Annotated in this window: 24 protein-coding genes; 7 read left to right on the top strand and 17 right to left on the bottom strand. The window is 70.0% G+C overall.

Annotated elements, in window-relative coordinates; all coding sequences use genetic code 11:
* Positions 1-12: 12 nt before the first annotated feature.
* The gene (locus HOV91_RS00115; protein WP_174183516.1) at positions 13-735 is read right to left on the bottom strand and encodes a TetR/AcrR family transcriptional regulator; all 723 of its coding nucleotides are present in this window, start codon (positions 733-735) and stop codon (positions 13-15) included.
* A 132-nt stretch (positions 736-867) separates the two neighbouring features.
* A complete protein-coding gene (locus tag HOV91_RS40435) occupies positions 868-990 on the bottom strand; it encodes a hypothetical protein (RefSeq protein ID WP_281370806.1) in 123 nt (40 codons plus the stop codon).
* A gap of 156 nt (positions 991-1,146) precedes the next feature.
* Here HOV91_RS40435 and HOV91_RS00110 point away from each other — a divergent pair, with 156 nt between their 5' ends.
* From HOV91_RS00110 to HOV91_RS00100, 3 genes are all read left to right on the top strand, one after another.
* Complete coding sequence (locus HOV91_RS00110; RefSeq protein WP_174183321.1) at positions 1,147-2,421, top strand: bifunctional glycosyltransferase family 2/GtrA family protein; 1,275 nt, start codon at positions 1,147-1,149, stop codon at positions 2,419-2,421.
* Positions 2,421-4,412, top strand: coding sequence for a glycosyltransferase family 39 protein (locus tag HOV91_RS00105; protein WP_174183320.1), 1,992 nt, complete (start codon positions 2,421-2,423; stop codon positions 4,410-4,412). Before HOV91_RS00110 ends, HOV91_RS00105 begins: the two co-directional genes overlap by 1 nt.
* 321 nt (positions 4,413-4,733) lie before the next feature.
* Positions 4,734-5,099, top strand: a complete 366-nt coding sequence (locus tag HOV91_RS00100; RefSeq protein ID WP_174183319.1) for a YMGG-like glycine zipper-containing protein — start codon at positions 4,734-4,736, stop codon at positions 5,097-5,099.
* 136 nt (positions 5,100-5,235) lie between these two features.
* On the opposite strand, the gene HOV91_RS00095 is transcribed toward HOV91_RS00100, so the two are convergent.
* The 7 genes from HOV91_RS00095 to HOV91_RS00065 are packed head-to-tail and all read right to left on the bottom strand — an operon-like array spanning position 5,236 to position 14,325.
* Entirely contained in the window at positions 5,236-5,850 is a 615-nt protein-coding gene (locus HOV91_RS00095; RefSeq protein ID WP_174183318.1) for a TetR/AcrR family transcriptional regulator, read from the bottom strand.
* 5 nt (positions 5,851-5,855) lie between these two features.
* A complete protein-coding gene (locus HOV91_RS00090) occupies positions 5,856-6,632 on the bottom strand; it encodes an enoyl-CoA hydratase family protein (RefSeq protein WP_174183317.1) in 777 nt (258 codons plus the stop codon).
* Positions 6,633-6,643: 11 nt separating this feature from the next.
* The gene (locus tag HOV91_RS00085) at positions 6,644-7,804 is read right to left on the bottom strand and encodes an acyl-CoA dehydrogenase family protein (RefSeq protein ID WP_174183316.1); all 1,161 of its coding nucleotides are present in this window, start codon (positions 7,802-7,804) and stop codon (positions 6,644-6,646) included.
* Complete coding sequence (locus tag HOV91_RS00080) at positions 7,804-9,816, bottom strand: acetyl/propionyl/methylcrotonyl-CoA carboxylase subunit alpha (protein ID WP_312884404.1); 2,013 nt, start codon at positions 9,814-9,816, stop codon at positions 7,804-7,806. Before HOV91_RS00080 ends, HOV91_RS00085 begins: the two co-directional genes overlap by 1 nt.
* A 47-nt stretch (positions 9,817-9,863) precedes the next feature.
* Positions 9,864-11,462, bottom strand: coding sequence for an acyl-CoA carboxylase subunit beta (locus HOV91_RS00075; RefSeq protein ID WP_174183314.1), 1,599 nt, complete (start codon positions 11,460-11,462; stop codon positions 9,864-9,866).
* On the bottom strand, positions 11,459-12,610 hold the full coding sequence (locus tag HOV91_RS00070) for an acyl-CoA dehydrogenase family protein (protein WP_174183313.1): 1,152 nt from the start codon (positions 12,608-12,610) through the stop codon (positions 11,459-11,461). Before HOV91_RS00070 ends, HOV91_RS00075 begins: the two co-directional genes overlap by 4 nt.
* A complete protein-coding gene (locus HOV91_RS00065; RefSeq protein ID WP_438822616.1) occupies positions 12,607-14,325 on the bottom strand; it encodes an acyclic terpene utilization AtuA family protein in 1,719 nt (572 codons plus the stop codon). The genes HOV91_RS00070 and HOV91_RS00065 overlap by 4 nt, the downstream gene beginning before the upstream one ends.
* A gap of 180 nt (positions 14,326-14,505) precedes the next feature.
* Here HOV91_RS00065 and HOV91_RS00060 point away from each other — a divergent pair, with 180 nt between their 5' ends.
* Positions 14,506-14,673, top strand: coding sequence for a CG2302 family histidine operon protein (locus tag HOV91_RS00060; protein ID WP_498072309.1), 168 nt, complete (start codon positions 14,506-14,508; stop codon positions 14,671-14,673).
* A gap of 25 nt (positions 14,674-14,698) precedes the next feature.
* On the opposite strand, the gene HOV91_RS00055 is transcribed toward HOV91_RS00060, so the two are convergent.
* From HOV91_RS00055 to HOV91_RS00035, 5 genes are all read right to left on the bottom strand, one after another.
* Positions 14,699-15,619 (bottom strand): adenylate/guanylate cyclase domain-containing protein, encoded by a 921-nt coding sequence (locus HOV91_RS00055; RefSeq protein WP_438822615.1) that lies wholly within the window; start codon positions 15,617-15,619, stop codon positions 14,699-14,701.
* A 361-nt stretch (positions 15,620-15,980) separates the two neighbouring features.
* Positions 15,981-16,742, bottom strand: coding sequence for an ABC transporter permease (locus tag HOV91_RS00050; RefSeq protein ID WP_174183312.1), 762 nt, complete (start codon positions 16,740-16,742; stop codon positions 15,981-15,983).
* Entirely contained in the window at positions 16,742-17,737 is a 996-nt protein-coding gene (locus tag HOV91_RS00045; protein WP_246349614.1) for an ABC transporter ATP-binding protein, read from the bottom strand. Before HOV91_RS00045 ends, HOV91_RS00050 begins: the two co-directional genes overlap by 1 nt.
* A gap of 95 nt (positions 17,738-17,832) precedes the next feature.
* Positions 17,833-18,516: a hypothetical protein gene (locus HOV91_RS00040; RefSeq protein WP_174183310.1), complete on the bottom strand. Its 684-nt coding sequence runs from the start codon at positions 18,514-18,516 to the stop codon at positions 17,833-17,835.
* A gap of 116 nt (positions 18,517-18,632) precedes the next feature.
* Positions 18,633-19,358 (bottom strand): MerR family transcriptional regulator, encoded by a 726-nt coding sequence (locus tag HOV91_RS00035; protein ID WP_312884403.1) that lies wholly within the window; start codon positions 19,356-19,358, stop codon positions 18,633-18,635.
* A gap of 63 nt (positions 19,359-19,421) precedes the next feature.
* Between HOV91_RS00035 and HOV91_RS00030 the strand changes: the two genes are divergently transcribed.
* Entirely contained in the window at positions 19,422-19,874 is a 453-nt protein-coding gene (locus HOV91_RS00030) for a DUF6194 family protein (RefSeq protein ID WP_174183309.1), read from the top strand.
* Positions 19,875-20,029: 155 nt separating this feature from the next.
* Entirely contained in the window at positions 20,030-21,016 is a 987-nt protein-coding gene (locus tag HOV91_RS00025; protein WP_174183308.1) for an aldo/keto reductase, read from the top strand.
* Between the two features lie 248 nt (positions 21,017-21,264).
* Here HOV91_RS00025 and HOV91_RS00020 read toward each other — a convergent pair whose 3' ends face one another.
* Genes HOV91_RS00020 through thiO form a run of 3 tightly spaced genes read right to left on the bottom strand, consistent with a single transcriptional unit; the run spans position 21,265 to position 23,325 of the window.
* Positions 21,265-22,044, bottom strand: a complete 780-nt coding sequence (locus tag HOV91_RS00020; protein WP_174183307.1) for a thiazole synthase — start codon at positions 22,042-22,044, stop codon at positions 21,265-21,267.
* Positions 22,037-22,255, bottom strand: a complete 219-nt coding sequence (thiS, locus tag HOV91_RS00015) for a sulfur carrier protein ThiS (protein WP_174183306.1) — start codon at positions 22,253-22,255, stop codon at positions 22,037-22,039. The genes HOV91_RS00020 and thiS overlap by 8 nt, the downstream gene beginning before the upstream one ends.
* A complete protein-coding gene (thiO, locus tag HOV91_RS00010; protein ID WP_174183305.1) occupies positions 22,252-23,325 on the bottom strand; it encodes a glycine oxidase ThiO in 1,074 nt (357 codons plus the stop codon). Before thiO ends, thiS begins: the two co-directional genes overlap by 4 nt.
* 57 nt (positions 23,326-23,382) lie before the next feature.
* Here thiO and HOV91_RS00005 point away from each other — a divergent pair.
* On the top strand, positions 23,383-23,918 hold a 536-nt coding region (locus HOV91_RS00005; protein WP_174183304.1), incomplete at its 3' end, for a thiamine phosphate synthase.

Genomic DNA, 23,918 nt, shown 5'->3' with positions numbered 1-23,918 from the left:
GGGGCGCTCCGGTCACATAGGGGAAAAGGCCAAGTGCAGCGGAAGCTCGGCCGTGATCGCGATGCCGTGCAGCCGAGCGCTGGCCGCCACCAGCGCGAAGATGATCTCGCTCAGATAGGCGGCGAACTGCTCGACCGGCATGGCGGGAGGCTCCGGCCGGTTGGTCCCCAACCACCAGTCGGTGGCCGAGGCCACCGCGCCGAAGATCGAGTAGATCACCAGTTCCACGTCCGCGACCCGCACCGATTCGTCGTCCACCGCGCCGGCGAACAACGCGGCGGCGCGTTCGGCGGACTGCCTGGCCGATTGCAGGGCGCGGTCGGCGTCGGCGGAGCGCTGCGTGAAGTGGCTGTGCAGCATGAATCGGAAGACATTCGGCTGCCGGGCCACCACCAGCGCGTATTCGGACGCGGCCCGGCGCACCAGTTCACCGGCCGAGTCGCCGGTCAGGTCGAAGCTGGTCATGACCTGTTCCCAGAGCAGGTCGCGGACCCGGTCGACGATCGCGTTGTAGAGGTCGGCCTTGTCCTCGAAGTGGCGGTACAGCTTCGGCTTGGCCGCGCCCGCCTCCTTGGCGATATCGCCCATGCTCACGCCGGGACCGAACTTGTCCAGCGCGCGGAACGCCGCGTCCACGAACTCCGCACGGACCTTCTTACGATGCTCGCGCCAGCGCTCGGTGCGCGCGTCCACACGTTTGCGCGGCAGGTCCTCTTCCGTCGCGCCGCTGAGCATCACGAATCCGGATGCTACCTGCTACCCCAGGTACCACATCGCACCTGCCGACTCGAACGAGTTGTGCGGACACGAAGGAAAAGCGCGCCCCCCGGGGGCGCTGAGCAAGTGGTTCTCGCTCAGCGGCCCCGATCAACGCCGCTTGGGATCGATGGCGGGCTCGCCGGCGGCCTTGGCCCTCTTCTCCGCTCGCTTTTCCTTGAGAGTCTTCTCGGATTTCTTGGACATCGAACTGCGCGGAGATTTGTCGGACAAAAGTAGTCCTTCGCTCGGAGAACCTGAGTGGTCCCGCTGTCATCGACCGTACGCTATGGCGGCCGCGATGAGGCGCGATTGCCTCGGCACCCACCCCCAGTAACTTCACAGCTGAGCCCCAGCACCGTGGCAGCGTGGCCGTCGAATGTGGTCGGCATGACCGAGACCTCGACCGTCGCGGCGGCGGAACGAACCGAGACCACGGGTGCGCCCGTGCTGGACGTGGTGATACCCGTCTACAACGAAGAGACCGACCTCGGCGTGTGCGTCCGCAGACTGCACGCCTACCTGCGCGACGGATTCCCGTTCCCGGCGCGCATCACGGTCGCCGACAACGCGAGCACCGACGACACACTGCAAGTCGCCCAGCTGCTCGCCGACGAACTGGACGACGTGCGGGTCGTGCACCTGTCCGCCAAGGGGCGGGGGCGAGCGCTGCGCGCGGTGTGGGAACACTCCGACGCGCAGATCGTCGCCTATATGGACGTCGACCTGTCCACCGACCTCAACGCACTGCTCCCTCTGGTCGCGCCGCTGATCACCGGGCATTCCGATCTGGCCGTCGGCACCCGGCTCGACGCCGCGTCCCGCGTGGTGCGCGGGCCCAAGCGCGAGATCATCTCGCGCTGCTACAACCTGCTGCTGAAAGCCTCGCTGCGGGCGCGCTTCTCCGACGCGCAGTGCGGCTTCAAGGCCGTGCGCACCGACGTGGCCCGCCGCCTGCTGCCGCTGGTGCGCGACGGGGAGTGGTTCTTCGACACCGAACTGCTGGTGCTCGCCGAGCGGGCCGGGCTGCGCATCCACGAGGTGCCGGTGGACTGGATCGATGATCCGGACAGCCGGGTCGACATCGTCGACACCGCGCGCAAGGACCTGCTCGGCATCTGGCGGCTCGGGCGGGCGCTGGCCACCGGCGCGCTGCCGCTGGACGAACTGCGGCGCGCGGTGGGCCGGGAACCGCTGGTGCCCGGCGTGCCGCTGGGCATGGTCGGGCAGCTCGTGCGTTTCGCCATCGTCGGCGTGCTGAGCACGCTGGCCTATCTGCTGCTCTATCTGGTGCTGCAACCGCTGACCGGCGCGCAGGTGGCGAACTTCGCGGCGCTGCTGATCACGGCGGTGGGCAATACCGCGGCCAACCGGGCCTTCACCTTCGGCGTGCGCGGCTCGAACGGGGCCGTCTCCCACCAGTGCCAAGGACTGGCGATCTTCGGGATCGGGTTGGCCCTCACCAGCGGGTCGCTGTTCGCACTGCATCGGTGGGCGCCGGACGCCTCGGTGCAGCTGGAATTGTTCGTCCTGGTGGCGGCCAATCTGGTGGCGACACTGCTGCGGTTCGTCGGGCTGCGGTGGGTGTTCCGGGACGGCGCAGGGCGCGATCGCTCGGCTGAGCCGGTGGCCCCGGTCGGGCGTGACGGCGAGGGAGACCGTTGATGACGACGACGATGACCGCGCAACCGGTCGTGACCGACTCGCGGCCGCGGACCAACCGGAAGTGGGAGTATCCGGCGCTGGCGACGCTGCTGCTCGGCACGGCGGTGGCCTATCTGTGCAACCTGAGCGCCAACGGGTGGGCGAACTCCTTCTACTCCGCTGCGGTGCAGGCGGGTTCGGTGTCGTGGAAAGCGTTCTTCTTCGGATCTTCCGACGCGGCGAACTCGATCACCGTGGACAAACCGCCCGCCTCGCTGTGGCTGATGGAGCTGTCGGTGCGAGCGTTCGGGCTCAACAGCTGGAGCATCCTGGTGCCGGAAGTGCTGCTCGGTGTGGCCACGGTGGCGCTGCTGTGGGCGACGGTGCGCAGGCCGTTCGGTCCCGCGGCCGGATTGCTCGCCGGGTTGGCGCTGGCGGTGACGCCCGTCGCGGCACTGATGTTCCGGTTCAACAATCCCGAAGCGCTGTTGGTGTTCTTGATGGTCGCGGCCGCCTGGGCGATGACGCGGGCAGTGGAGGACGGCCGCTGGCGCTGGTTGGCGATCACCGGCGCACTGATCGGATTCGGCTTCCTCACCAAGCAATTGCAAGTGCTGCTGGTGGTTCCGGCGCTGGCGCTGACCTACCTGATCGCCGGACCGCCGAAGCTCGGCAAGCGCATCGCGCAACTTTTCGCGGCGGGCGCCGCGATGGTGGTGGCCGCCGGATGGTGGTTGCTGGCGGTGGAGCTGTGGCCCACCTCGTCCCGGCCGTGGATCGGTGGCTCGCACGACAACTCGATCCTGGAACTGACACTCGGCTACAACGGGCTCGGCCGACTCAACGGCAACGAGCGCGGCAGCGTCGGACCGGGCGGTGAGCTACCGCCGGGCGGCAACGGCATGTGGGGAAGCACCGGCATCACGCGGATGTTCGAACCGGCGCAGGGCGGTCAGATCGCGTGGTTGATCCCCGCCGCCCTGGTCGCGCTCATCGTGGGAATCCTGCTGCGCGGCCGAGCCGCTCGCACCGATCGGCAGCGCGCTTCGCTCGTCCTCTGGGGCGGCTGGCTGCTGGTGACGGGGCTGGTGTTCAGCTTCATGGCCGGCATCTTCCATCAGTACTACACCGTCGCGCTGGCCCCGGCGATCGCCGCGCTCGTCGGCGCGGGCGCGGTGCTGCTGTGGCGGGCGCGGCATCGGCTGTGGGTGCGGCTCGCGTCGGCACTGGCGGTGGGCCTCACCACCGCGACCGCGTGGATGCTGTTGTCCCGCAGTCCGGAGTGGCACTCGTGGCTGCGCTGGACGGTGCTTGTCGTGGGCGTCCTCGCGACGCTCGCCGTGCTCTTCCCCGCGCCGCGCAAGCTGGCCGTGGCGTCGGCGCTCGCGGTCGCGTTCACCTTCCTGGCCGGACCGGTCGCCTATGCCGTCGACACGATCGCGACGCCGCATGCCGGTTCGATCCCCTCGGCCGGGCCGAGCGTCGCGATGCAGGGACGGCCCGACGGCCGAATTCCACAGCCCGGCAACCAAGGGGCGCAGGGCGGCGCGCCCGGCGGTCAGACCAGCCGAGGAACCGGGACGGTGCCGGGAATGCCTGCCGGCGCGACGGGAGAGGGCGGGCCAGGGCCGAACGGCGGCGGCGGGTTCGGCATCCTCGGGGCGAGTGAGCCGAGCGCGCAGGTCGTGTCGCTGCTCGAGCGCGACGGCGGGGACTACACCTGGGTGGCCGCGGCCATCGGCTCCAACAGCGCGGCGGGCTTGCAGCTGGCCACCGAACTTCCGGTGATGCCGATCGGCGGCTTCAACGGCAGCGACCCGTCGCCGACGCTGGAGCAGTTCCAACAGTATGTCGCCGAGGGAAAGATCCACTATTTCGTCGGCGGCGGCCGTGGCGGTCCCGGTTCCTCCAGCGACTCCCCGAGCGCCCGGATCACGCAGTGGGTCCAGGAGAACTTCACCGCCACGCAAGTGGACGGGGTCACGCTGTACGACCTGACCGCCACCCGCTGAAACCACGCGATGCGGCCCTGCCGCCCTGCATACCCGGGGCCGCGTCGCCTCCCGGTGTTCAGCGCAACCCCTGATCCCGCTGAACACCGCATCCGCACCGGCGCCTTACTTCGGCGCCGGTGCGGATCGCGTTGAGAGGGGATGTTTCTCGGTCGCGACTTCCCGGATCACGGCGCTGGGCAGCGGCAGCCGACAGAGCGCCGAGCACCAACTCTTGGCATCCCGCAAAACTCCAGCGATGATGATCGGATGCTCGACGGCTTCCGGTCAGGGAGCCGGACCATCAGCTCAGGTGTCCATCGCGAACATGCAGGGAAACAGTTGAACGCTTTCATGAGGCTGGCCGTGACGGTGGTCAGCGCACTGGTCGCAACCGCGCTCACCGCCGGATTCGCCGCCACCGCGTCGGCCGCGCCCGCCGAGCACGCCACACCGATCGCCGCCGCGACCGGCGAACCCCCGCAGGTGACCTACATCAAGGCATGCCTGCCGCCCGGCGACACGATCGAACTCCGCACGGGAATCGGCGCGGCGATCGGAGCCGCGATCGGCGCTCTCGTCGGCCTGCCGGTCTTCTTCGTCGGCGCGATCCCCGGCGCGATCATCGTCGGCCTGATCGGCGCCGCCATCGGAGCCTCCTCCTACGCCATCGATTCCGGCCGCCTCGAGCAGCAAGGACTGTGCTGATCGCCTGATCGCCTGATCGCCTGATCGGCGACAGTCGGGCCGCGTACGAGATCCGGTGCGCGGCCCGGCTGTCGAGGCGCGATCGGAGCCAGCGGCTCGGCGACGGTCCAGAGCCGGTGTTCGATCCGGCGACCGGTCAGCGCGGTGCGTGCAGAGCTTCGTGCAAGGTGGCCGCCCACTGCTGGACGATCAGTTTGCGCCGGGCCGAGTCGTCGGTGAGGACGTCGGCCAGGCCCAGTCCGCGAGCCATGTCCAGGGTCGCTTGGACCAGGTGGTGGGTGACGGGATCGGCATCGTCCACGCCGAGGGCCTCGATCGCGCGGCGGTGCGACGCGCGCCCGAAGCGGGCCTCCAGCGGGACGATGCGTTCGCGCAGCACCGGATCGGCGGCCGCGTGGGTCCACACCTGGAGCGCGGCCTTGAACAGCGGGCTGGTGTAGGACTCGACCAGCCCCGCCACCACCGCCTCGGTGCGGGCGATGCCGTCGCCGAGTTCCACCAGCGTCTCGGCTTCCCGCACCGCCTGCCCGCCGCGCGTGTCGAACATGTACTCCAGCGCGGCGGTGATCAGATCCTCCCTGGTGGGAAAGTGATGCTGCGCCGCGCCGCGCGACACCCCGGCCCGTTCGGCGACCACGGCGACCGTGGCGGCCGCCCAGCCCATCTCGGCCAGGCAGTCGATGGTCGCCTCGAGCAGGCGCTGCCGGGTGGCTCGGCTGCGGTCCTGCTTGGGTTCGTGGGGTGTCGCCATGGTCGTTATTCTGCCCAGCTCGGCGGGCGGCGCTGCAAAAAGGCCAGCATGCCCTCGTGGACTTCGGGGGTGCCGAAGAAGCTCGCCGAGCGCCGCGCCAGTTCTTCGGCGGAGGCGTCGAACTCGGCGAGGATGTCCGCGTTGACCAACCGCTTGGCTTCGGCCAGCCCCTGTGGGGAGCCCTTGCGCAGCTCTCCGCACAACCGCGCGACCTCGGCCGCCGGATCGTCGGCGGTGACGGTGACCAGGCCGATCTCCTCGGCCACGGCGGCGTCGAACTTCTCGCCGGTCAGGTAGTACCTGCTTGCCGCGCGCGGGCTGAGCCTGGGCAACAGGGTCAGCGAGATCATGAATGGCGCCAACCCGATCCGCACCTCGGTGAGCGCGAAACTGCTGCCCGGCCCGGCCACCACGAGGTCACAACCGGCCACGATGCCCATGCCGCCCGCGCGCACGTTGCCGTCGATCCGCGCGATCACCGGTTTCGGGATCTCCACCAACCGGCGCAGCACCCCGATCATGACCCGGGTGCGCTGGTCGGCGGCCGCGGCCGGATCGGCGTCGCTCGCCTCGCTCAGATCCGCGCCCGCGCAGAAAGTGTTGCCGGTGTGCGCGAGCACGATGACCCGCACCGTGTCGTCGGCGGCGGCGTCGTCGAGTCCGCGCAGCAGCTCGGCCACCAGCTTGGACGACAGCGCGTTGCGGTTGTGCGGCGAATCCAGCGTGAGCGTCGCGACGCCGCCGTCGGCCGTGTAGCGGACGTACGGACCCGTCTCGGTCATGCGGCGTCCTCTCAGTACGACTTGGGCAGGCCCAGCGAGTACTGGGCGACGAAGTTGAGCACCATTTCCCGGCTGACCGGCGCGATGCGGCCGATGCGCGCGGCCGCGAGCATCGCGGCCAGTCCGACGTCCCTGGTCAGGCCGGAGCCGCCGTGGGTCTGGATGGCCTGGTCGAGTGCCTTGATGCTGGCTTCCGCCGCCGCGTACTTCGCCATGTTGGCGGCCTCGGCGGCGCCCATCTCGTCGCCGGTGTCGTAGAGGGTGGCGGCCTTCTGCATCATCAGCTTCGCCAGCTCCATTTCCACCTTCACCTGCGCGAGCGGATGCGAGATGCCCTGGTGCGCGCCGATCGGCGTCTTCCACACCGTGCGCTCCTTGGCGTATTCCACCGCGCGGTCGATGGCGTAGCGGGCCAGGCCGATGGCCATGGCCGCGCCCATGATGCGCTCCGGGTTCAGGCCCGCGAACAGCTGCATCAGCGCCGCGTCCTCCCTGCCGACCAGCGCGGTGGAGGGCAGCCGGACGTCGTCGAGGAACAGGCTGTACTGGTGGTCGGGCTCGATGATGTCCATCTCCTGCGCCGTCTTGGTGAAGCCTTCGGCGTCGGTCGGCACGATGAACAGGGCCGGCTTGAGCTTGCCGGTCTTGTGGTCGGAGGTGCGGGACACGATCAGCACCGCCTCGGCCTGGTCCACGCCGGAGATGAAGATCTTGCGGCCGTTGAGGATCCAGTCCTCGCCGTCGCGGCGCGCGGTGGTGGTGATCTGGTGGGAGTTGGAGCCCGCGTCCGGCTCGGTGATGCCGAAGACCATCTTCCCGGAGCCGTCGGCGAGCTTGGGCAGCCACTCCTGCTTCTGCGCGTCGGTGCCGTACTTGGTGATGATGGTGCCGCAGATGGCCGGGGAGACCACCATGAGCAGCAGGCCCGCGCCCTGCGCGGACAGCTCCTCCATCACCAGCGCCAGCTCGTACATGCCCGCGCCGCCGCCACCGTACTCCTCGGGCAGGTTCACCCCGAGGAAGCCGAGTTTGCCCGCCTCCTGCCACAATTCGTCCAGCGGTTCGTTCTTGCGCGCCTTCGGCAGCACGTAGTCGCGGTAGTTGTATTTCGCGGCAAGCGCGGCGACGGCGGCGCGCAGCGCCTTCTGCTCGTCGGTCTCGAGGAAGCTCATCAGTTCTCCTGGGGTTCTACGGGTTCTGCGGGGTCGACGACCGCGAGCACGGCGCCGACGTCGACCTGCTGGCCGACGGTGACGTTGACGGCGCTGAGCAGGCCCGCGGCGGGCGCGGCGATGGTGTGCTCCATCTTCATCGCCTCCAGCCACAGGATCGGCTGACCCTGTTCGACGTGATCGCCGACCTCGGCGCCGAGCCGGATCACGCTGCCCGGCATGGGGGCCAGCAGCGAGCCGGTGGCCACCTGGTCGGCCGGATCGTTGAAGCGCGGCAGCCTGCGCAGGGCCACCGGGCCGAGCGGCGAGTCGACGTAGACTTGGTCGCCGTAGCGGGCGACCTCGAATCGCCTGCGCACCGAGCCTCGCTCACCCGGCACCGACAGCACGACGCGATCGGCAGCCGACTCGGCGAGTTCGAGACCGTCGTGGCCGTCCACCGTGACGCCGGTCCGTCCGAAGCGGTAACCCACCTCGTGGATTCCGGTCGCGCGGCTCTCGTAGGACTTGCGCTGCGACTGCGAAGGCAGATTCCGCCACCCGCTGGGCAGCCCGCCGCCCACCCGCGCGCTGCCGCGATTCGCGGCGGCATCGGCCAGCGCGGCGGCCACGATGGACAGCGCCTCGTCGGGCTCCGTCACCAGCGGCGCGGCGAGCGCGTCCAGCCCGTGCGTGGCGAAGAACGCGGTGTCGGTGTCACCGGCCAGGAACGCCGGATGACGCAGCACGCGCACCAGCAGGTCCCGGTTGGTGACCAGGCCGTGGATCTTCGCGCGGTGCAGCCCGGCGGCCAGCAATCGCGCCGCCTCGCCGCGTGTCTCGGCGTAGCTGATGACCTTGGCCAGCATCGGGTCGTAGTGCACGCCGACCACCGAACCGTCCACCACGCCCGTGTCCAGGCGCACGCCCGGCCGGTCGAGCAGGTCGAATTCGGTGCGCACCCCTGGGATCTCGAGGCGGTGCACCGTTCCGCTCTGCGGTTGCCAGTCGTGCGCCGGGTCCTCGGCGTAGAGCCGGACCTCGATCGAATGTCCGCGCATCGCCGGCGGTTCGGCGGGCAGCGCGCCACCCGCGGCGACGTCCAGTTGCAGCCGGACCAGATCCAGGCCGGTCGTGCACTCGGTGACCGGATGCTCCACTTGCAGGCGGGTGTTCATCTCCAGGAAGAAGAACTCGCCCTGCTCGTCGGCGAGGAACTCGACGGTGCCCGCGCCGGTGTAGCCGATCGCGCCCGCTGCCAGGCGCGCCGCCTCGAACAGGCGCGCCCGCATGCCTTCGGTGCGTTCCACCAGCGGCGAGGGAGCCTCCTCGATCACTTTTTGATGGCGGCGCTGGATGGAGCACTCGCGCTCGCCCACCGCCCAGATGACACCGTGCGTATCGGCCATCACCTGGACCTCGATGTGCCTGCCGGTCTCCAGGTAGCGCTCGCAGAAGACCGTCGGGTCGCCGAACGCGGATTCCGCCTCGCGCCGCGCGCCCTCGATCTGCGGGGCCAGGTCGGCCAGCTCGCGGACCACGCGCATACCGCGCCCTCCGCCGCCCGCCGACGCCTTGATCAGCACCGGGAGGTGCGCCTCGGTGACCTCGGCCGGGTCCAGCTCGGCCAGCACCGGCACGCCCGCGGCGTCCATCATCTTCTTCGACGCGACCTTCGAGCCCATCTGCTCGATCGCCTCGACGGGCGGGCCGATCCAGGCCAATCCGGCGTCGAGCACCGCCTTGGCGAATTCGGCGTTCTCCGAGAGGAACCCGTAGCCGGGATGGATGGCGTCGGCGCCCGCGGCCAGCGCGGCCTCGATGATCAGCTCACCGCGCAGATAGGTCTGCGCGGGGGTGTTGCCGGGCAGGCGCACCGCGGCGTCCGCCTCGGTGACGTGCGGCGCGGCGGCGTCCGCGTCGGAGTACACCGCGACGGTGCCCAGACCCATCCGGCGGCAGGTGGCGAAGACGCGCCGGGCGATCTCGCCCCGATTCGCCACCAGGACATTCGTGATCTGTCCACCTGTCACCGGATCGTCCCTCGTCGAATCGCCCTGCGATGCAGTCATATCCGGCCTCACATTCGGAAGACGCCGAAGCCGTCGGCGCCTTTGATCGGGGCGTTGTGAATGGCCGACAGGGACATTCCCAACACGGTGCGGGTGTCGCGCGGGTCGATGACGCCGTCGTCGTAGAGCCGCCCGGACATGAACATCGCCAGCGACTCCGCCTCGATCTGCGCCTCCACCATGGCGCGCATCCCGGCGTCGGCCTCCTCGTCGAACGGCAGGCCCTTCGCCTCCGCGGCGGCCCGGCCGACGATCGAGATGACGCCCGCCAGCTGCGCGCCGCCCATCACGGCGGATTTGGCGCTGGGCCAGGCGAAGACGAAACGCGGGTCGTAGGCCCGGCCACACATGCCGTAGTGGCCCGCGCCGTAGGACGAGCCCATCAGCACCGAGATGTGCGGCACCTTCGAATTGGAGACCGCGTTGATCATCATCGCCCCGTGCTTGATGATGCCCTTCTGCTCGTACTCCTTGCCCACCATGTAGCCGGTGGTGTTGTGCAGGAACAGCAGTGGTGTGTTCGTCTTGTTCGCCAGCTGGATGAACTGGGTGGCCTTCTGCGACTCCTCGGAGAACAGCACACCGCGCGCGTTGGCCAGGATGCCGACCGGATATCCGTGCAGTTCGGCCCATCCGGTGACCAGGCTGCTGCCGTAGAGCGGCTTGAACTCGTCGAAGTCCGAGTCGTCCACGATGCGGGCGATCACCTCGCGCGGGTCGAACGGGATCTTCAGGTCCGACGGCACGATGCCGAGCAGATCCTCCGGGTCGTAGCGCGGCTCGATCACCTCGGCGCGCGGGGCCGGGCCCTGTTTGCGCCAGTTCAGCCGCCGGACGATGGAGCGGCCGATCCGGATCGCGTCCTGCTCGTCGAGCGCGTAGTAGTCCGCGAGCCCGGAGACCCGCGCGTGCATGTCGGCGCCGCCGAGCGATTCGTCGTCGGACTCCTCGCCGGTGGCCATCTTGACCAGCGGCGGACCACCGAGGAACACCTTGGAGCGCTCCTTGATCATCACCACGTGGTCGGACATGCCGGGAATGTAGGCCCCGCCCGCGGTGGAGTTGCCGAACACCAGCGCGATGGTCGGGATGCCCGCCGCCGACGCCTGGGTGAGATCGCGGAACATCCGGCCGCCGGGGACGAACACTTCCTTCTGCGTGGGCAGGTCCGCGCCGCCGGATTCCACCAGCGAGATCACCGGCAGCCGGTTCTCCCGCACGATGTCGTTGATCCGCAACGTCTTGCGCAGCGTCCACGGGTTGGAGGTGCCGCCGCGCACGGTCGGGTCGGGCGCGACGATCATGCACTCGACGCCCTCCACGATCCCGATCCCGGCGATGGTGCTGGCGCCGACGTGGAATTCGCTGCCCCAGCCCGCCAGCGGGCACAGCTCCAGGAACGGCGAGTCCTCGTCGACGAGCAGTTCGATCCGCTCGCGCGCGGTCAGCTTGCCGCGCTTGCGATGCCGGGCCAGCTTGTCCGGCCCGCCGCCCGCGATCGCCTTGGCGAACTCCGCCTCCACCTCGGCGAGCTTGGCCGTCATGGCGTCGGCGGCCGCTTCGTACTCCGGCGCGGCGGTGTCCAGGGTACTGCGCAGAATGGTCATGACTGGTACCCCAATCGCTTCGCCGCCAGGCCGGTGAGGATCTCGGTCGTGCCGCCGCCGATCCCGAGGATGCGCATATCCCGGTACTGGCGCTCGATCTCGGATTCGCGCATGTAGCCGAGACCGCCGAACAGCTGGACGGCCTGGTTGGCCACCCACTCGCCCGCCTCCACCGCGGTGTTCTTGGCGAAGCACACCTCGGCGATCAAGTCGGTCTCGCCTTCGGCGCTGCGCTGCACCACATCGCGGGTGTAGACGCGGGCCACGTCGATGCGCCGCGCCATCTCGGTGACCGTGTTCTGCACCGCCTGCCTGCTGATCAGCGGACGGCCGAAGGTCTCGCGGTTGCGCACCCACTCCAGGGTGAGGTCCAGGCAGCGCTGCGCGCTGGAATACGCCTGCACCGCCAAGCCGACGCGCTCGCTGACGAACGCGCCCGCGATCTGGAAGAAGCCGGAGTTCTCCGGGCCGACCAGGTTCGCCACCGGCACCCGGACGTCGACGTAGGACAGCTCGGCGGTGTCGGAGGCCAGCCAGCCCATCTTGTCCAGTTTGCGGCTGACCGTGAACCCGGGAGTGTCCTTGTCGACGATGAGCAGCGAGATGCCGCCGGAGCCCGGTCCACCGGTGCGCACCGCGGTGACCACGAAGTCGGCGCGGACGCCGGAGGTGATGTAGGTCTTGGCGCCGTTGACGATGTAGTGGTCGCCGTCGCGGCGCGCGGTGGTGGTGAGGTGTCCGACGTCCGACCCGCCACCGGGTTCGGTGATCGCGAGCGAGCCGATCTTCTCGCCCGCCAGCGTCGGCCGCACCCAGCGCTCGATCTGCTCGTCGTCGCCCGAGGCGATGATGTGCGGCACGGAGATGCCGCAGGTGAACAGCGAGGCGAACAGCCCGCCGGAGGCGCCTGCCTGGTGCATCTCCTCGCAGACGATCATCGCGTCCACGCCGTCGCCGCCGGAACCGCCAGCGGATTCCGGGAACTGCACGCCGAGCAGGCCGAGCGCGCCCGCCTTCTTGTGCAGCTCGCGCGGGATCTCCCCGGCGCGCTCCCAGCCGTCCAGGTACGGCAGGATCTCGCGTTCCACGAAGCCACGCACCGTGGCGCGTAATTCGCGTCGTTCCGGCGTTTCCCAGAGTTTCGTCATGTCAGCAGCTCCACTGGAATGTCGAGGTGACGGGACCGCAGCCATTCGCCGAGTCCCTTGGCCTGCGGGTCGAAGCGGGCCTGATAGGCCACGCCCTGACCGAGCAGGCCTTCGATGATGAAGTTCAGCGCCCGCAGATCGGGCAGCACGTGCCGGGTGACGTTCAGCGAAGCCGCTTCCGGCAGTAGCTCTTTCACCCGCTCGACGGTGAGCGCGTGCACCAGCCAGCGCCATTGCTCGTCGGTGCGCACCCAGACGCCGACGTTGGCGTCACCGCCTTTGTCGCCACTGCGGGCCAGCGCGATCGTCCCCAGCGGCGCCCGGCGGGTTTCCCCCGCGGGCAATGGTTCCGGCGCGGGCGGATCGGGGAGGTCGGCGAGTTCGGCCGTCTCCGAGGCGGGCGCGACGGCGACCCGCGCGCCGTCCGGCAGCACCGCCGTGTGCGGCACTTCGGTGGCGTCGACGAACCCGGGCGTGAACACGCCGTACGGAGATCCGTTGCCCGGCAGAGTAGTGAAACTGCATCCCGGGTAGCTGGCCAGCGCCAGTTCCACGGCGACATTGGAGAACGCGCGCCCGACCTTGTTCGGGTCCGGGTCGCGAACCACGCAGCGCAGCAGCGCGCTGGCCTGCTCCTCGGTCTCCGCGTCCGGACGATCCAGGCGCGCCAGGGTCCAGGTCAGCTCGGCGGGCCGGGTCGGCAGCCAGGCTTCCAGCTGGCGTCGCGCCAGTTCCGCTTTCGCCTCGATGTCCAGGCCGGTGAGCACGAACTCCATCTCGTTGCGGAAACCGCCGAGGGTGTTCAGCGAGACCTTGAGCCGCGGCGGCGGCGGTTCACCGGCGACGCCGCTGATCCGCACCCGGTCCGCACCGTCCTGGTCGAGCCGGATGGTGTCCAGTCGGGAGGTCACGTCGGGCCCGGCGTAGCGGGGACCCTGGATCTCGTACATCAGCTGGGCCTCGACGGTGTCCACGGTGACCGCGCCGCCGGTGCCCGGGTGCTTGGTGATGACGCTGCTGCCGTCGGCGCGGATCTCCGCGATCGGAAAGCCCGGCCTGCCCAGATCGGCCAGCTCAGTGAAGAAGGCGTAGTTCCCTCCGGTGGCCTGGGTGCCGCACTCGATCACGTGCCCGGCCACCACCGCTCCGGCCAGCCGGTCGTAATCCGTTCGGCCCCAGCCGAAATGCGCGGCGGCCGGGCCGACGATCACCGACGCGTCGGTGACCCGGCCGGTGACCACGATGTCCGCGCCCGCGTTCAGGCATTCGACGATGCCCCACGCGCCGAGGTAGGCGTTGGCGGTCAGCGGCGCGCCGAAACCGAGTTCGGCGGCGCGCGCCACCAGGTCGTCGCCTTCCACGTGCGCGATCTTCGCGTCCAGCCCGAGGTCGGCGGCGACTTTGCGCAGCTTTTCCGCAAGGCCCGCCGGGTTCAGGCCGCCCGCGTTGGCCACGATGCGCACGTTGCGCTCCAAAGCCAGGCCGAGGCATTCCTCGACCTGCTTGACGAAGGTCTTGGCGTAGCCGAGGTCCGGGTCCTTCATCCGGTCCCGGCCGAGGATCAGCATGGTCAGCTCGGCGAGATAGTCGCCGGTGAGCACGTCGAGCTGCCCGCCGTCGAGCATCTCGCGCATGGCACTGAGCCGATCACCGTAGAAGCCGGAACAGTTGCCGATCCGGAGTACCTCCGGGTCGGCGGCCAGCATACTGCTCATCAGCGGGAATGCCTCCTGTGCGGCGAACCGTCAGGATGAGCCGCATGCCGCACCCGTGAAGTCCGCGTTCCGCGACCAGCATCACACCAGCGCCAGAAAAAAGCAAGCATGCGTGCTTGTTAATTGCGGAGGCAACGACCCCGCCACCCGCGCGGCGGCAATCGAGCCCACTGGAGCAAGATGGGCACAGTGTCCAGCGACGTGACCGTGATCATTCTGTTCGCCCTGGCGGGGTTCCTGCTCGGCGGCGCCTACACCACTTGGAAGACGGCCCGCCCGCTGTCGATCGCGCTGGCGGTCTGCGCCCTCCTCGCGGCGGGTGGCGCGCTGGCCTGGTGGCTCGTCTGAGCCGAGCGAAGAACTCGGCAGCCGCCTAGCCCTTCGACAGCCGGAAGATTCGCAGATCCTCGGGGACGCCGCTGAGCGGGGCCGCGAACAGGCTGCGGCGATACGGCTTGACCACCAAGCCCAATTCCGCGAGCGTCTCCGGCGGCAGCTCCCGCAGTGTGACCTCGGACATCATCGTGTTGCCGTTGCCGCCCGCCTCCATGACCCGGGCCGCGATCGTGACATCCACCCCGAGCCAGTCGCCCCCGATCTCGCGCGGGGAACCGGTGTGCAAACCGATCCGCATCTGCGGGGTGTAGCCGCGCACCTGCACGTCGGCCAGGTTGCGCTTGGCGGTCACGGCGGCGCGCACCGCGCGGTCCGCCGAGGGGAACACCGCCATCACGCCGTCGCCCATGCGTTTGACCACCTGACCCCCACGCTCGGCGATCGGCGGCTCGATGGCCTTGGCCACCTTGCGCAGCAGTTCGAGAGTGGCCTCGTCACCGGCGGAGAGCGACCAGCGCGAGAAGGCCACCAGGTCGGTGAACATGACAGTTATTTCCTGGCTACCTTTACCGCGTCCGACGCGCTCCAACGCCGCCTGCCAGACCTGCAAGGCGCCGAAACCGATCTCGCGCGCCGCGCTCGGCGTGTCACCGACCAGCCTGTCCGCCGCCCGCGCGACCGCCCGCGCGCCACCGGGCCCCGAGACCGACAGCGGGTCTCCGAAGGCGGGATCACCGGGCAGCTGCTGGCGCGCCTTGCGCAACATGCCGATCAGATCCGCCCGCTGATTCGCCGCGCTCACCAGCGCGGACAGCTGGCCACGGCGGGATCCGCCGGATCGGCGGGGAGCATCGAACGCGTCGGACGGCTCCAACGGAATGACCACCTCGGGCGGTACGCCTCCCTCGGCCTGCGCCCCCGACCCCGGCTCGGCGCCGCCAGAAGGTGTTTCACTCACGCCCCGAGGGTATCTCAGCCGACCAGACGTGGACGTGTTACCGATCATCACCATGTGCCACCTCCGCTGCGAACCTCAGCGAGCACATCGTCGGGCCCAGCGATGGATAACGAGCTGGTTGCTGAATCGAGGCTACTCGGCCGAGAACAGGTCTCGGAAGCCGCAGGCGGCATAGTTTCCTCGATGTTCACACGCACGATCGGCCCGGCGCGAGCATTCGCACCGGGCCGGTCGTCGCACCGCCGCCGGGCAGTGGCGGGCGGTGGGGCGGAGCGCCGGACCTCCCGACAAGGTCGGCGCCCCTACCACCCGAGTGGCGAGGGAAGGCGACTCGGGTAGCTGGCGGCTGCCTCGCGGCAGGTCAAGCGTCGCGCTGGTTCACCACGACCAGGGCCGCGCCGAACACGATCGCGACGAAGGCGGTGAAGTACACCAGGCTGCCCCACGGTCCCCAATGCCAGTTGGCCGTGGACGCGGCCGAGCTGAAGAAGTGGTTCGCGTTCGCGAACGGCAGGAACGGGGTGACATTGCGCCCGAAGCTGCCGAACGCCCCGAGCAGACCCTCGATGAGCAGCGGCCACAGCACGATCAGCGAGATGGCGGCGGCGGATTGGCGCACCAGCACGCCGACGCCGACCGCGAGGAACACGCACAGGAACGCGTAGATCGGGATGCCGTAGACCTCGCGCCAGTCCTGCGCGCTGGACAGGGTCAGCGTGGCGCCCGCCTCCGCACCGCCGAGGGCCTTGGCCACGAAGTAGGCGAGGAACACCAGGACGAAGGTGAGCACCGCGCCGTACACGGCGACCAGCCCGGCCTTGGTCAGCATGACCTTCGCCCGATGCGGCGTGGCCTGGTACGTCGTTCGGATGATGCCGAAGCGATATTCGCTGGTCACGGTCAGGGTGGCCATGATCATCAGGACCATCACGCCGAAGCCGCTGATGCCCGCCACCGCGGTGGAGACGGTCAGTTCGATCGCGCCGTCGGTGCCGTAGGACGCGCGCGCCACCGAGGCGAGCAGCGCGGCCATGCCGAGCGCAAGGGCGACCACGATCACCGAGCACCACCAGGGCGACCTGGTGGAGGTGAGCTTGATTCGTTCCGCTGCCAGCACGCCCATCAGAGCGCACCTCCCATCGCTGTGTAGGGACCGCCGTCCGCGGGGCCCTTCGTGGTGACCCGAGCCGCCGCCGGGTCGAAGCCTTCGCCGTGGTACTCCACCGCGCCGCCGGTCATCCGCATGAACGCCTCTTCCAGCGAGGCGCGCTGCGGGGCCAGCTCGAACAGCGTGATCTCGTTCTCAGCCGCCAGCTTGCCGACCGCGTCACTGGTCACATTCGCCACCACCAGGGCGGGGCCGTCGGGGCCCGCGCCGTCCTCGCGGACGGTCATGCCGTTGGAGGTGAGCACGCTGCGCAACTGGTCGAGCTGCGGGCTGCGCACGCGCACCGACTGCTCGGAGGCGCGTTCGATGAACTCCTGGGTGGTCGAGTCCGAGATCAGCTTGCCGCGCCCGATCACCACCAGGTGTTCGGCGGTCTGCGCCATCTCCGACAGCAGATGGCTGGAGACCAGCACCGTGCGTCCCTCGGCGGCCAGCCGCTGCATGAACCGGCGGATCCACAGGATGCCCTCCGGGTCGAGGCCGTTGACCGGCTCGTCGAACAGCAGCACCTCCGGGTCGCCCAGCAGCGCGCCGGCCAGGCCGAGCCGCTGCGACATGCCAAGGGAGAAGCCGCCCGCCGACTTGCCCGCCACCTCGGACAGGCCGACCAGCCGCAGCACCTCCTCCACCCGGGACTTGGCGATGTCGTTGGACGCGGCCATCCATTCCAGGTGGGCGCGCGCCGAGCGGTTCGGATGCACCCACTTCGCGTCCAGCAGCGCGCCGACGGTGCGCAGCGGATGGTCCAATTGGTGGTACGGCTTGCCCTGGATCAGCGCGGTGCCCGCGGTGGGCTTGTCCAATCCGAGGATCATCCGCATGGTGGTCGACTTGCCCGCGCCGTTCGGCCCGAGGAATCCCGTCACCTGTCCGGGACGAACGGTGAAGGTCAGGTCCTGCACCGCTACGGTTTGCCCGTAGTGCTTGGTCAGGCCTCTCAGCTCGATCATGCCGCCCAGCATTCCGTAGATCGCGGCGTCGCGCGTCGGTAATTGGTGGCGAGTCGGGTCATCCTCGAGGATGACGAGGGTCGGTCTGCCCCGGATCAGCGGCCCAGCAGCTCGGCGACGTGCAGGAGCGGCGCGACGTAACCGGGGATCAGGTTCGGATCACGCAGCTTCCGCGAGGTCGGGACGCAGGTCAGGAGTTCGGCCCCCACGATGCTCCAGTGCGGGACCGCCTTGGCGATGTGCGCTCGGATCAGCAGCGGACCCACCAGCGCCTCGGCACAGGCCGGGTCCGGCGTGACGATCCGGTACTGCGCGTCGAACAGCACATTGCCGGTCGCCGTCGGCTTGTCGCCGAAGATCGCGCGGCCGAGCTGCGACAGCAGACCACGAGAGACCACCGCGATCGGCGGGTACGCCCGATCCAGCAGCACCAGCACCACGATGAAGCGATGCGTGGTGGTCGTCGTCGTGCTGGTCGTCGAAGGACTGCTGGAGGTGGACGTCTGATACGAATAGTCGGCCACCGTCACCCATCGGCCGCCGAGCTGCCCGCTCATGGTCACGCCGAGCCCGCGCGAGTTCCGGCCGGGCAGACGTGCGGTCCAGTGCGCGCGGCTGGACTCGGCGAACGTCCATCCCCGAGCCGTCGCCCACTGCCGCAGCGTCGCCTTGCGAGCCCGTTCGGCGCGTATCCCCAGCGGCACCACCACGGCCAACAGGACGACGAACGGCAGCATGATCACCGCTATCAGCGCGCCGAAGAGCAATCCCGCTTCCATTGCCGTCCTCCTGCCGACACAACCGTTCTTTCTTATCGTGCGCGAGCGGCCTTCCCGGAGGCTTAAGAGAACATTGCGGCGCGGGGTTGCCAGCCACTCGGCAATCCGCGGCCGGATCAGGGAAGCGAGTTCGCCGCGAGCCCGAGCACGGCGGTGAGCGCGGCGGCCGCGTCGAGAAGGGCGCGGGAGCGAGCCGTGATGCTCGCGTCTCGAGCCGACAGCGCGGCTGCCACGTCCTCGGATCGGTGGCCGCGCGGCAGCTCGGGCAGCAAGATCCGGAGGGTGTCGACGCGGTAGCCGGCCCTGCGGAGCTGGTGCACGATCCGGGCATCCCGAACCTGAGACGGTGCGTACCGCCGCGTCCCGTATGCGGTGACGCGGTCCGGAACGACAAGACCCTCGGCGTCCCAGTGCCGCAGTGTGGACGGGCGTACGCCGAGCGCGGCGGCGAGTTCGGACACACTCATCGAATCCGACGGACGAACGTCATCGATCGGCTCGGCCGAGATCGCCGCGGCCGCCCGCTTCGCCAGCTCGAGATCGGCCCGCTCGCGGTGCAGCCCGGCGTGCGCCGCATCGAGAAGGGCGAGCGCCTCCGGAATCGGGCCGTCGTGCACGGTCCGCATGATTCGCTTGGCCTCGACGGGACCGACGCCCGCCGCAAGCGCGCGGTAGGCCAGCGCGGAACGCAGGTGGATCTCCCCGTATCCGCGATAGCCCGCCGCCGTGCGCGACGCGGGCGGCAGCACCCCGTCCCGCTCCAGGTTGCGAATCTGCTGCACCGAGTACCCGGCACGCCGCGCGACATCGACCGTGCGCATGGCCGAGTTGAGAGTTGTCACCCTGTTGTTCCTCGATATCCGCGTCAAAGTCTCCACAAGCACCTTAATGAAACGCTGAAGCACATGAGCATCGACGAGATCATCGGTTTCGTATCCGCCCTCGACGGCGTCCTGACTCTTCGCCCGGAACCGGGCGACGGCTCCCCAGAGATCAGTTGGGGCGACACGTTCTTCTACTACTCGCCGAGCGGCGAAGTGCCGAAGGCCACGCAGCCCTTCGCCACCATCGTGACGAAGGACTACCCGGGCGACGAGGGTTCCCGCCTGGACCGCCCGGACGCATTCCGCGTCAACATCGCCGCCGGAAAAGAAGCCTTCACCCACTGGACCGGCCACACCCCCCGAGAACTGCCCGCCGACCTCGACCCCAGCGTCACCGACACCGTCATCCCCCACCCCGTCTACGCCTCAGCAGGCTGGTTAGCGGTAGTGAACCCTGGCACCCGAACCCACCAGGAAATCCGCGACCTTCTGACCACCGCCTACAACCGCGCGCGCACGCGCTACCACCGCTGACCCCGGCCGGTTCATCCACTGGAGTCGAATGGTGGCGCGCGTTGTGGGGTGCACCGCCGAATGACTGCCGTCCCGCAGCGATCGCGCGGTTGACATGGAGTGTGCTCCAGCTTTTAGCGTCGGGGGCGACGAAATCGAGTTCAGGAGGTAGCAGCATGATCGACGTTTCCACTCGGCAGCTCGGCGAATTGACGGTCTCCGCACAGGGTTTGGGTTGCATGGGCATGAGTCACGCCTACGGCGCCGCGGACGACGAGCAGTCGATCGCGACGCTGCACCACGCCCTCGACTCGGGAGTGACTCTCCTGGACACCGCCGACTTCTACGGTGCCGGGCACAATGAGGAGTTGATCGGGCGGGCCGTGGCGGGCCGCCGTGACGAGGTGGTCCTGGCAACGAAGTTCGGCTTCGCCAACCGCCTGGGTGAGCCCACCCGGATCCGCGGCGACGCCGCGTACGTGCGGCAGGCGTGCGAGGCATCGCTGCGCCGTCTCGGTGTCGACCACATCGACCTCTACTACTTGCACCGGGTCGACCCGCAGGTCCCGATCGAGGAGACTGTCGCAGCCATGGCCGAGCTGGTGCGGGCCGGAAAGGTGCGCCACCTCGGACTGTCGGAGGCAAGCGCGCAGACCATCCAGCGGGCGCACGCGGTGCACCCGATCGCGGCGCTACAGAGCGAGTGGTCGCTGTGGACCCGGGACCTGGAGACCGAGATCGCCCCGGTGTGCCGTGCGCTCGGCATCGGCTTGGTCCCGTTCTCCCCGCTCGGGCGCGGATTCCTGACCGGCCGGTACAACTCGGTCGAAGGGCTGGCGGAAACCGACGTGCGGCGCAGCCAGCCGCGTTTCGCCGAGGGCAATCTCGAACGGAACCTGGCGATCGTCGCGAAGCTGAACGAGCTGGCCGAGGCCAAGGGAATCACCGCGGGCCAGCTCGCTCTGGCCTGGGTGCAGCACCGGGGCGAGGACGTGGTGCCGATTCCCGGCACCCGGCGGCAGCGGAACCTGGAGGAGAACCTCGCCGCACTGACCGTCGAGCTGTCTCCGGAAGACCTCGCCGCCATCGAGGCCGCCGCCCCGCCCGAGCAGGTCGCGGGCACCCGCTACGACGCGGCGAACCTCTCTTTCGTCAACGGCTGAGCCGCGCACCCGCGGCGCCGAAAACGTCTCGCTTGCCCCTCGCTCCGAACCGGAATCACCCACCCGGTGGTGTCACCGCGTGCCCGACCGGTCCGGGGCGGGGTCGGGACCGAGGAGGCCGGATGAAGCCGGGACCACATCGTCCCGGTGTGCGCGGGGAGACCCGCGGCCGTCGGCAGCGCGTGCGCATCAGCGCAGCGCGGGTCGCACCGACGACATCGACCGGCAGATGATCGCGAGCGTCCCCCTCACAGCGAGGGGGACGACGCCTGCGCCCAGAACCGCTTCGGAATACGCCCCGCCAAGCGCGCCGCGTATCCGGCGCGGACCGCGTCCGCCATGGCGGCGGCCATCAATTCGGGGCGGCGCGCCCTGGTCACGGCCGTCGCGAGCAGGACAGCCGAGCAGCCGAGTTCCATGGCAAGGGCGGCGTCGCTCGCGGTACCGATGCCCGCGTCCAGGATGACCGGCACCTGCGCGTCCGCGACGATCATCTCGATGTTGTGCGGATTGCCGATGCCGAGGCCGGTGCCGATGGGCGCGCCGAGCGGCATCACCGCCGCGCACCCCGCGTCCTGCAGGCGGCGGGCCAGGACCGGGTCGTCGTTGGTGTAGGGCAGCACGACGAAGCCGTCGTCGACCAGTTGTTCGGCGGCGGTGAGCAATTCGATCGGATCGGGCAGCAGGGTGCGCTCGTCGGCGACCACCTCGAGCTTCACCCAGTCGGTGTCCAGCGCCTCGCGCGCCAGCTGCGCGGTGAGCACCGCCTCGGCCGCCGTGCGGCAACCCGCCGTGTTCGGCAGGGGCGCGATGTCCAGGCGCTTCAACAAATCGAGGACGCCGGTGCCGCCCGCGGCATCGATGCGCCGCATGGCCACGGTGGTCAGCTCGGTACCGGAGGCGATCAGCGCCTCCTCCAGCACCGCGAGGTTCTCCGCGCCGCCGGTGCCCATGATCAGCCGGGAACCGAACTCGCGGTCGGCGATCCGCAGCGGGGCGTGCCCGGATGCCGTCGCCGCCTCAGCCACCTTGGACCGCCGTCAGCACCTCGATCTGCCAGCCGCGCCCGACCGGTTCGTCCCAGCGCGACTTGGGGAACACGGCGCCGTCCACCGCGAGCGCGACGCCCTGGCACGGCAGCTCGAGGCGCTCCAGCAGCTCGCGCACGGAGAGCGGCTCGGCGAACTCGTGCTCGTCGCCGTTCACCGTGACACCGATGGGGACGGATGACAGCGTCATCGTATTCCTCCTACAGTCGTCGAAAACCGTTGCGGGTCGGCTACTTCCGCTTCGGGCAGCGTTGCCCCGCCGAGCAGGCTCGCCACCGCGTCCACCGTGAGCGGCAAGGTCAGCATGCCGTTGCGGCCGTGTCCGGTGGCCGCGACGATCCGGTCGGTGAGCCGGCCGATCAGCGGCAGGTTGTCCGGGCTGCCCGGCCGGGAACCGGCGCTCGCCTCGGCCAGCTCGTATTCGCCGATGCCGGGGAACACCGCCTCCGCGTCGGCGATCAGGTCGCGGACGCCCGCGACGGTGACCGCGGTGTCGAAACCGGCCTCGTACTGGGTGGCTCCGACGACGATCCCGTCGGCGCGCGGCACCAGATAGACCGGCCGCCCGTGCACCCGGGCGCGGATCACGCCGCGCGGCGCGGGAGCGACCCCGGGCCGTCGCCGCAGGCGCAGGATCTCGCCCTTGACCGGGCGGACCGGCAGCTCGGGCCACAACCTCGCCGACGCGGCACCGGCGGCGAGCACGACTTGGTCGTGCGGAAGTTCCGCCAGCGAGTCTACGGATTCGGCGCGCACCGTGACGCCCGCCGCTTCGGCCGCCCGCCGCAGCGCGCCGACGAGCTCGCGATTGTCGATCGCGGGTTCGGCGGGTGCGAGCAGCCCCGCGCGCACCGTTCGGGCCAGGCTCGGTTCCCGCTCCCGGACTCCGGCGCGGTCCAGCAGGCGCAGCTCGTGCCCGCGCGCACCGACCCAGTCGGCGACGGTGCGCAGGTCGGCGGCGTCGGCCGCGTCCAGCGCGACGGTCATGGTCCGGTCGGCCACGAAGACCGCCGCACCGGTCACGGCCGCCAGGCGGGCGGCGAACTCCGGCCAGCGGGCCAGCGACGCCGCGCCGAACGCGAGCACCGCGTCCTCGCCGGGCCAGCCCTCCGACAGTGGTGCGAGCATGCCCCCGGCGACCCAGGAAGCGCCGGTCGCGACGGCCGGATCGAACAGGGTGACCGACCAATCGGCCTCGGCGGCCCGCCAGGCCACGGCGAGCCCGACGGCGCCGCCACCGACGACGGCCAGAGTCCGCATCCGATCCACCTGCCTCCTGTTTCGCATCCCCACGGTAGCGCGGCTACCGTCGAAGGCGTGCAACCCTCCCACCCGAATCGACCCGCCTCGCCGCGGGAGCGTCTGGCGAGCGCGCGGCTGTATCTCTGCACCGACGCACGCCGGGAGAAGGGCGATCTGGCCAAGTTCGCCGAAGCGGCGTTCGCGGGCGGAGTCGACATCATCCAGCTCAGGGACAAAGGATCACCGGGCGAGGCGAAATTCGGCCCGCTGGAGGCCAGGGCCGAACTCGGCGCGCTGGCCGAGCTGAAGGCCGCCGCGCGCAGGCACGGCGGGCTGGTGGCGGTGAACGACCGCGCCGACATCGCGCTCGCCTCCGGCGCCGACGTGCTGCATCTCGGACAGGGCGACCTACCGCCCTGGTACGCCCGCCGAATCCTCGGGCCCGACGTGGTGATCGGACGATCCACGCACAATCGCGCGCAGGCCGGACTCGCCGCGATCGATGAGCACATCGATTACTTCTGCACCGGCCCGATCTGGGCGACCCCCACCAAACCCGGCAGGCAGGCGGCGGGCCCCGAACTGGTCCGCTCGACCGCGGAGGCCCATCC

It is taken from the genome of Nocardia barduliensis (assembly GCF_013315795.1).
Lineage (GTDB): Bacteria > Actinomycetota > Actinomycetes > Mycobacteriales > Mycobacteriaceae > Nocardia > Nocardia barduliensis.
Note: the sequence above shows the minus strand (reverse complement) of the source record. Positions and strands in the feature narration are given on the sequence as shown.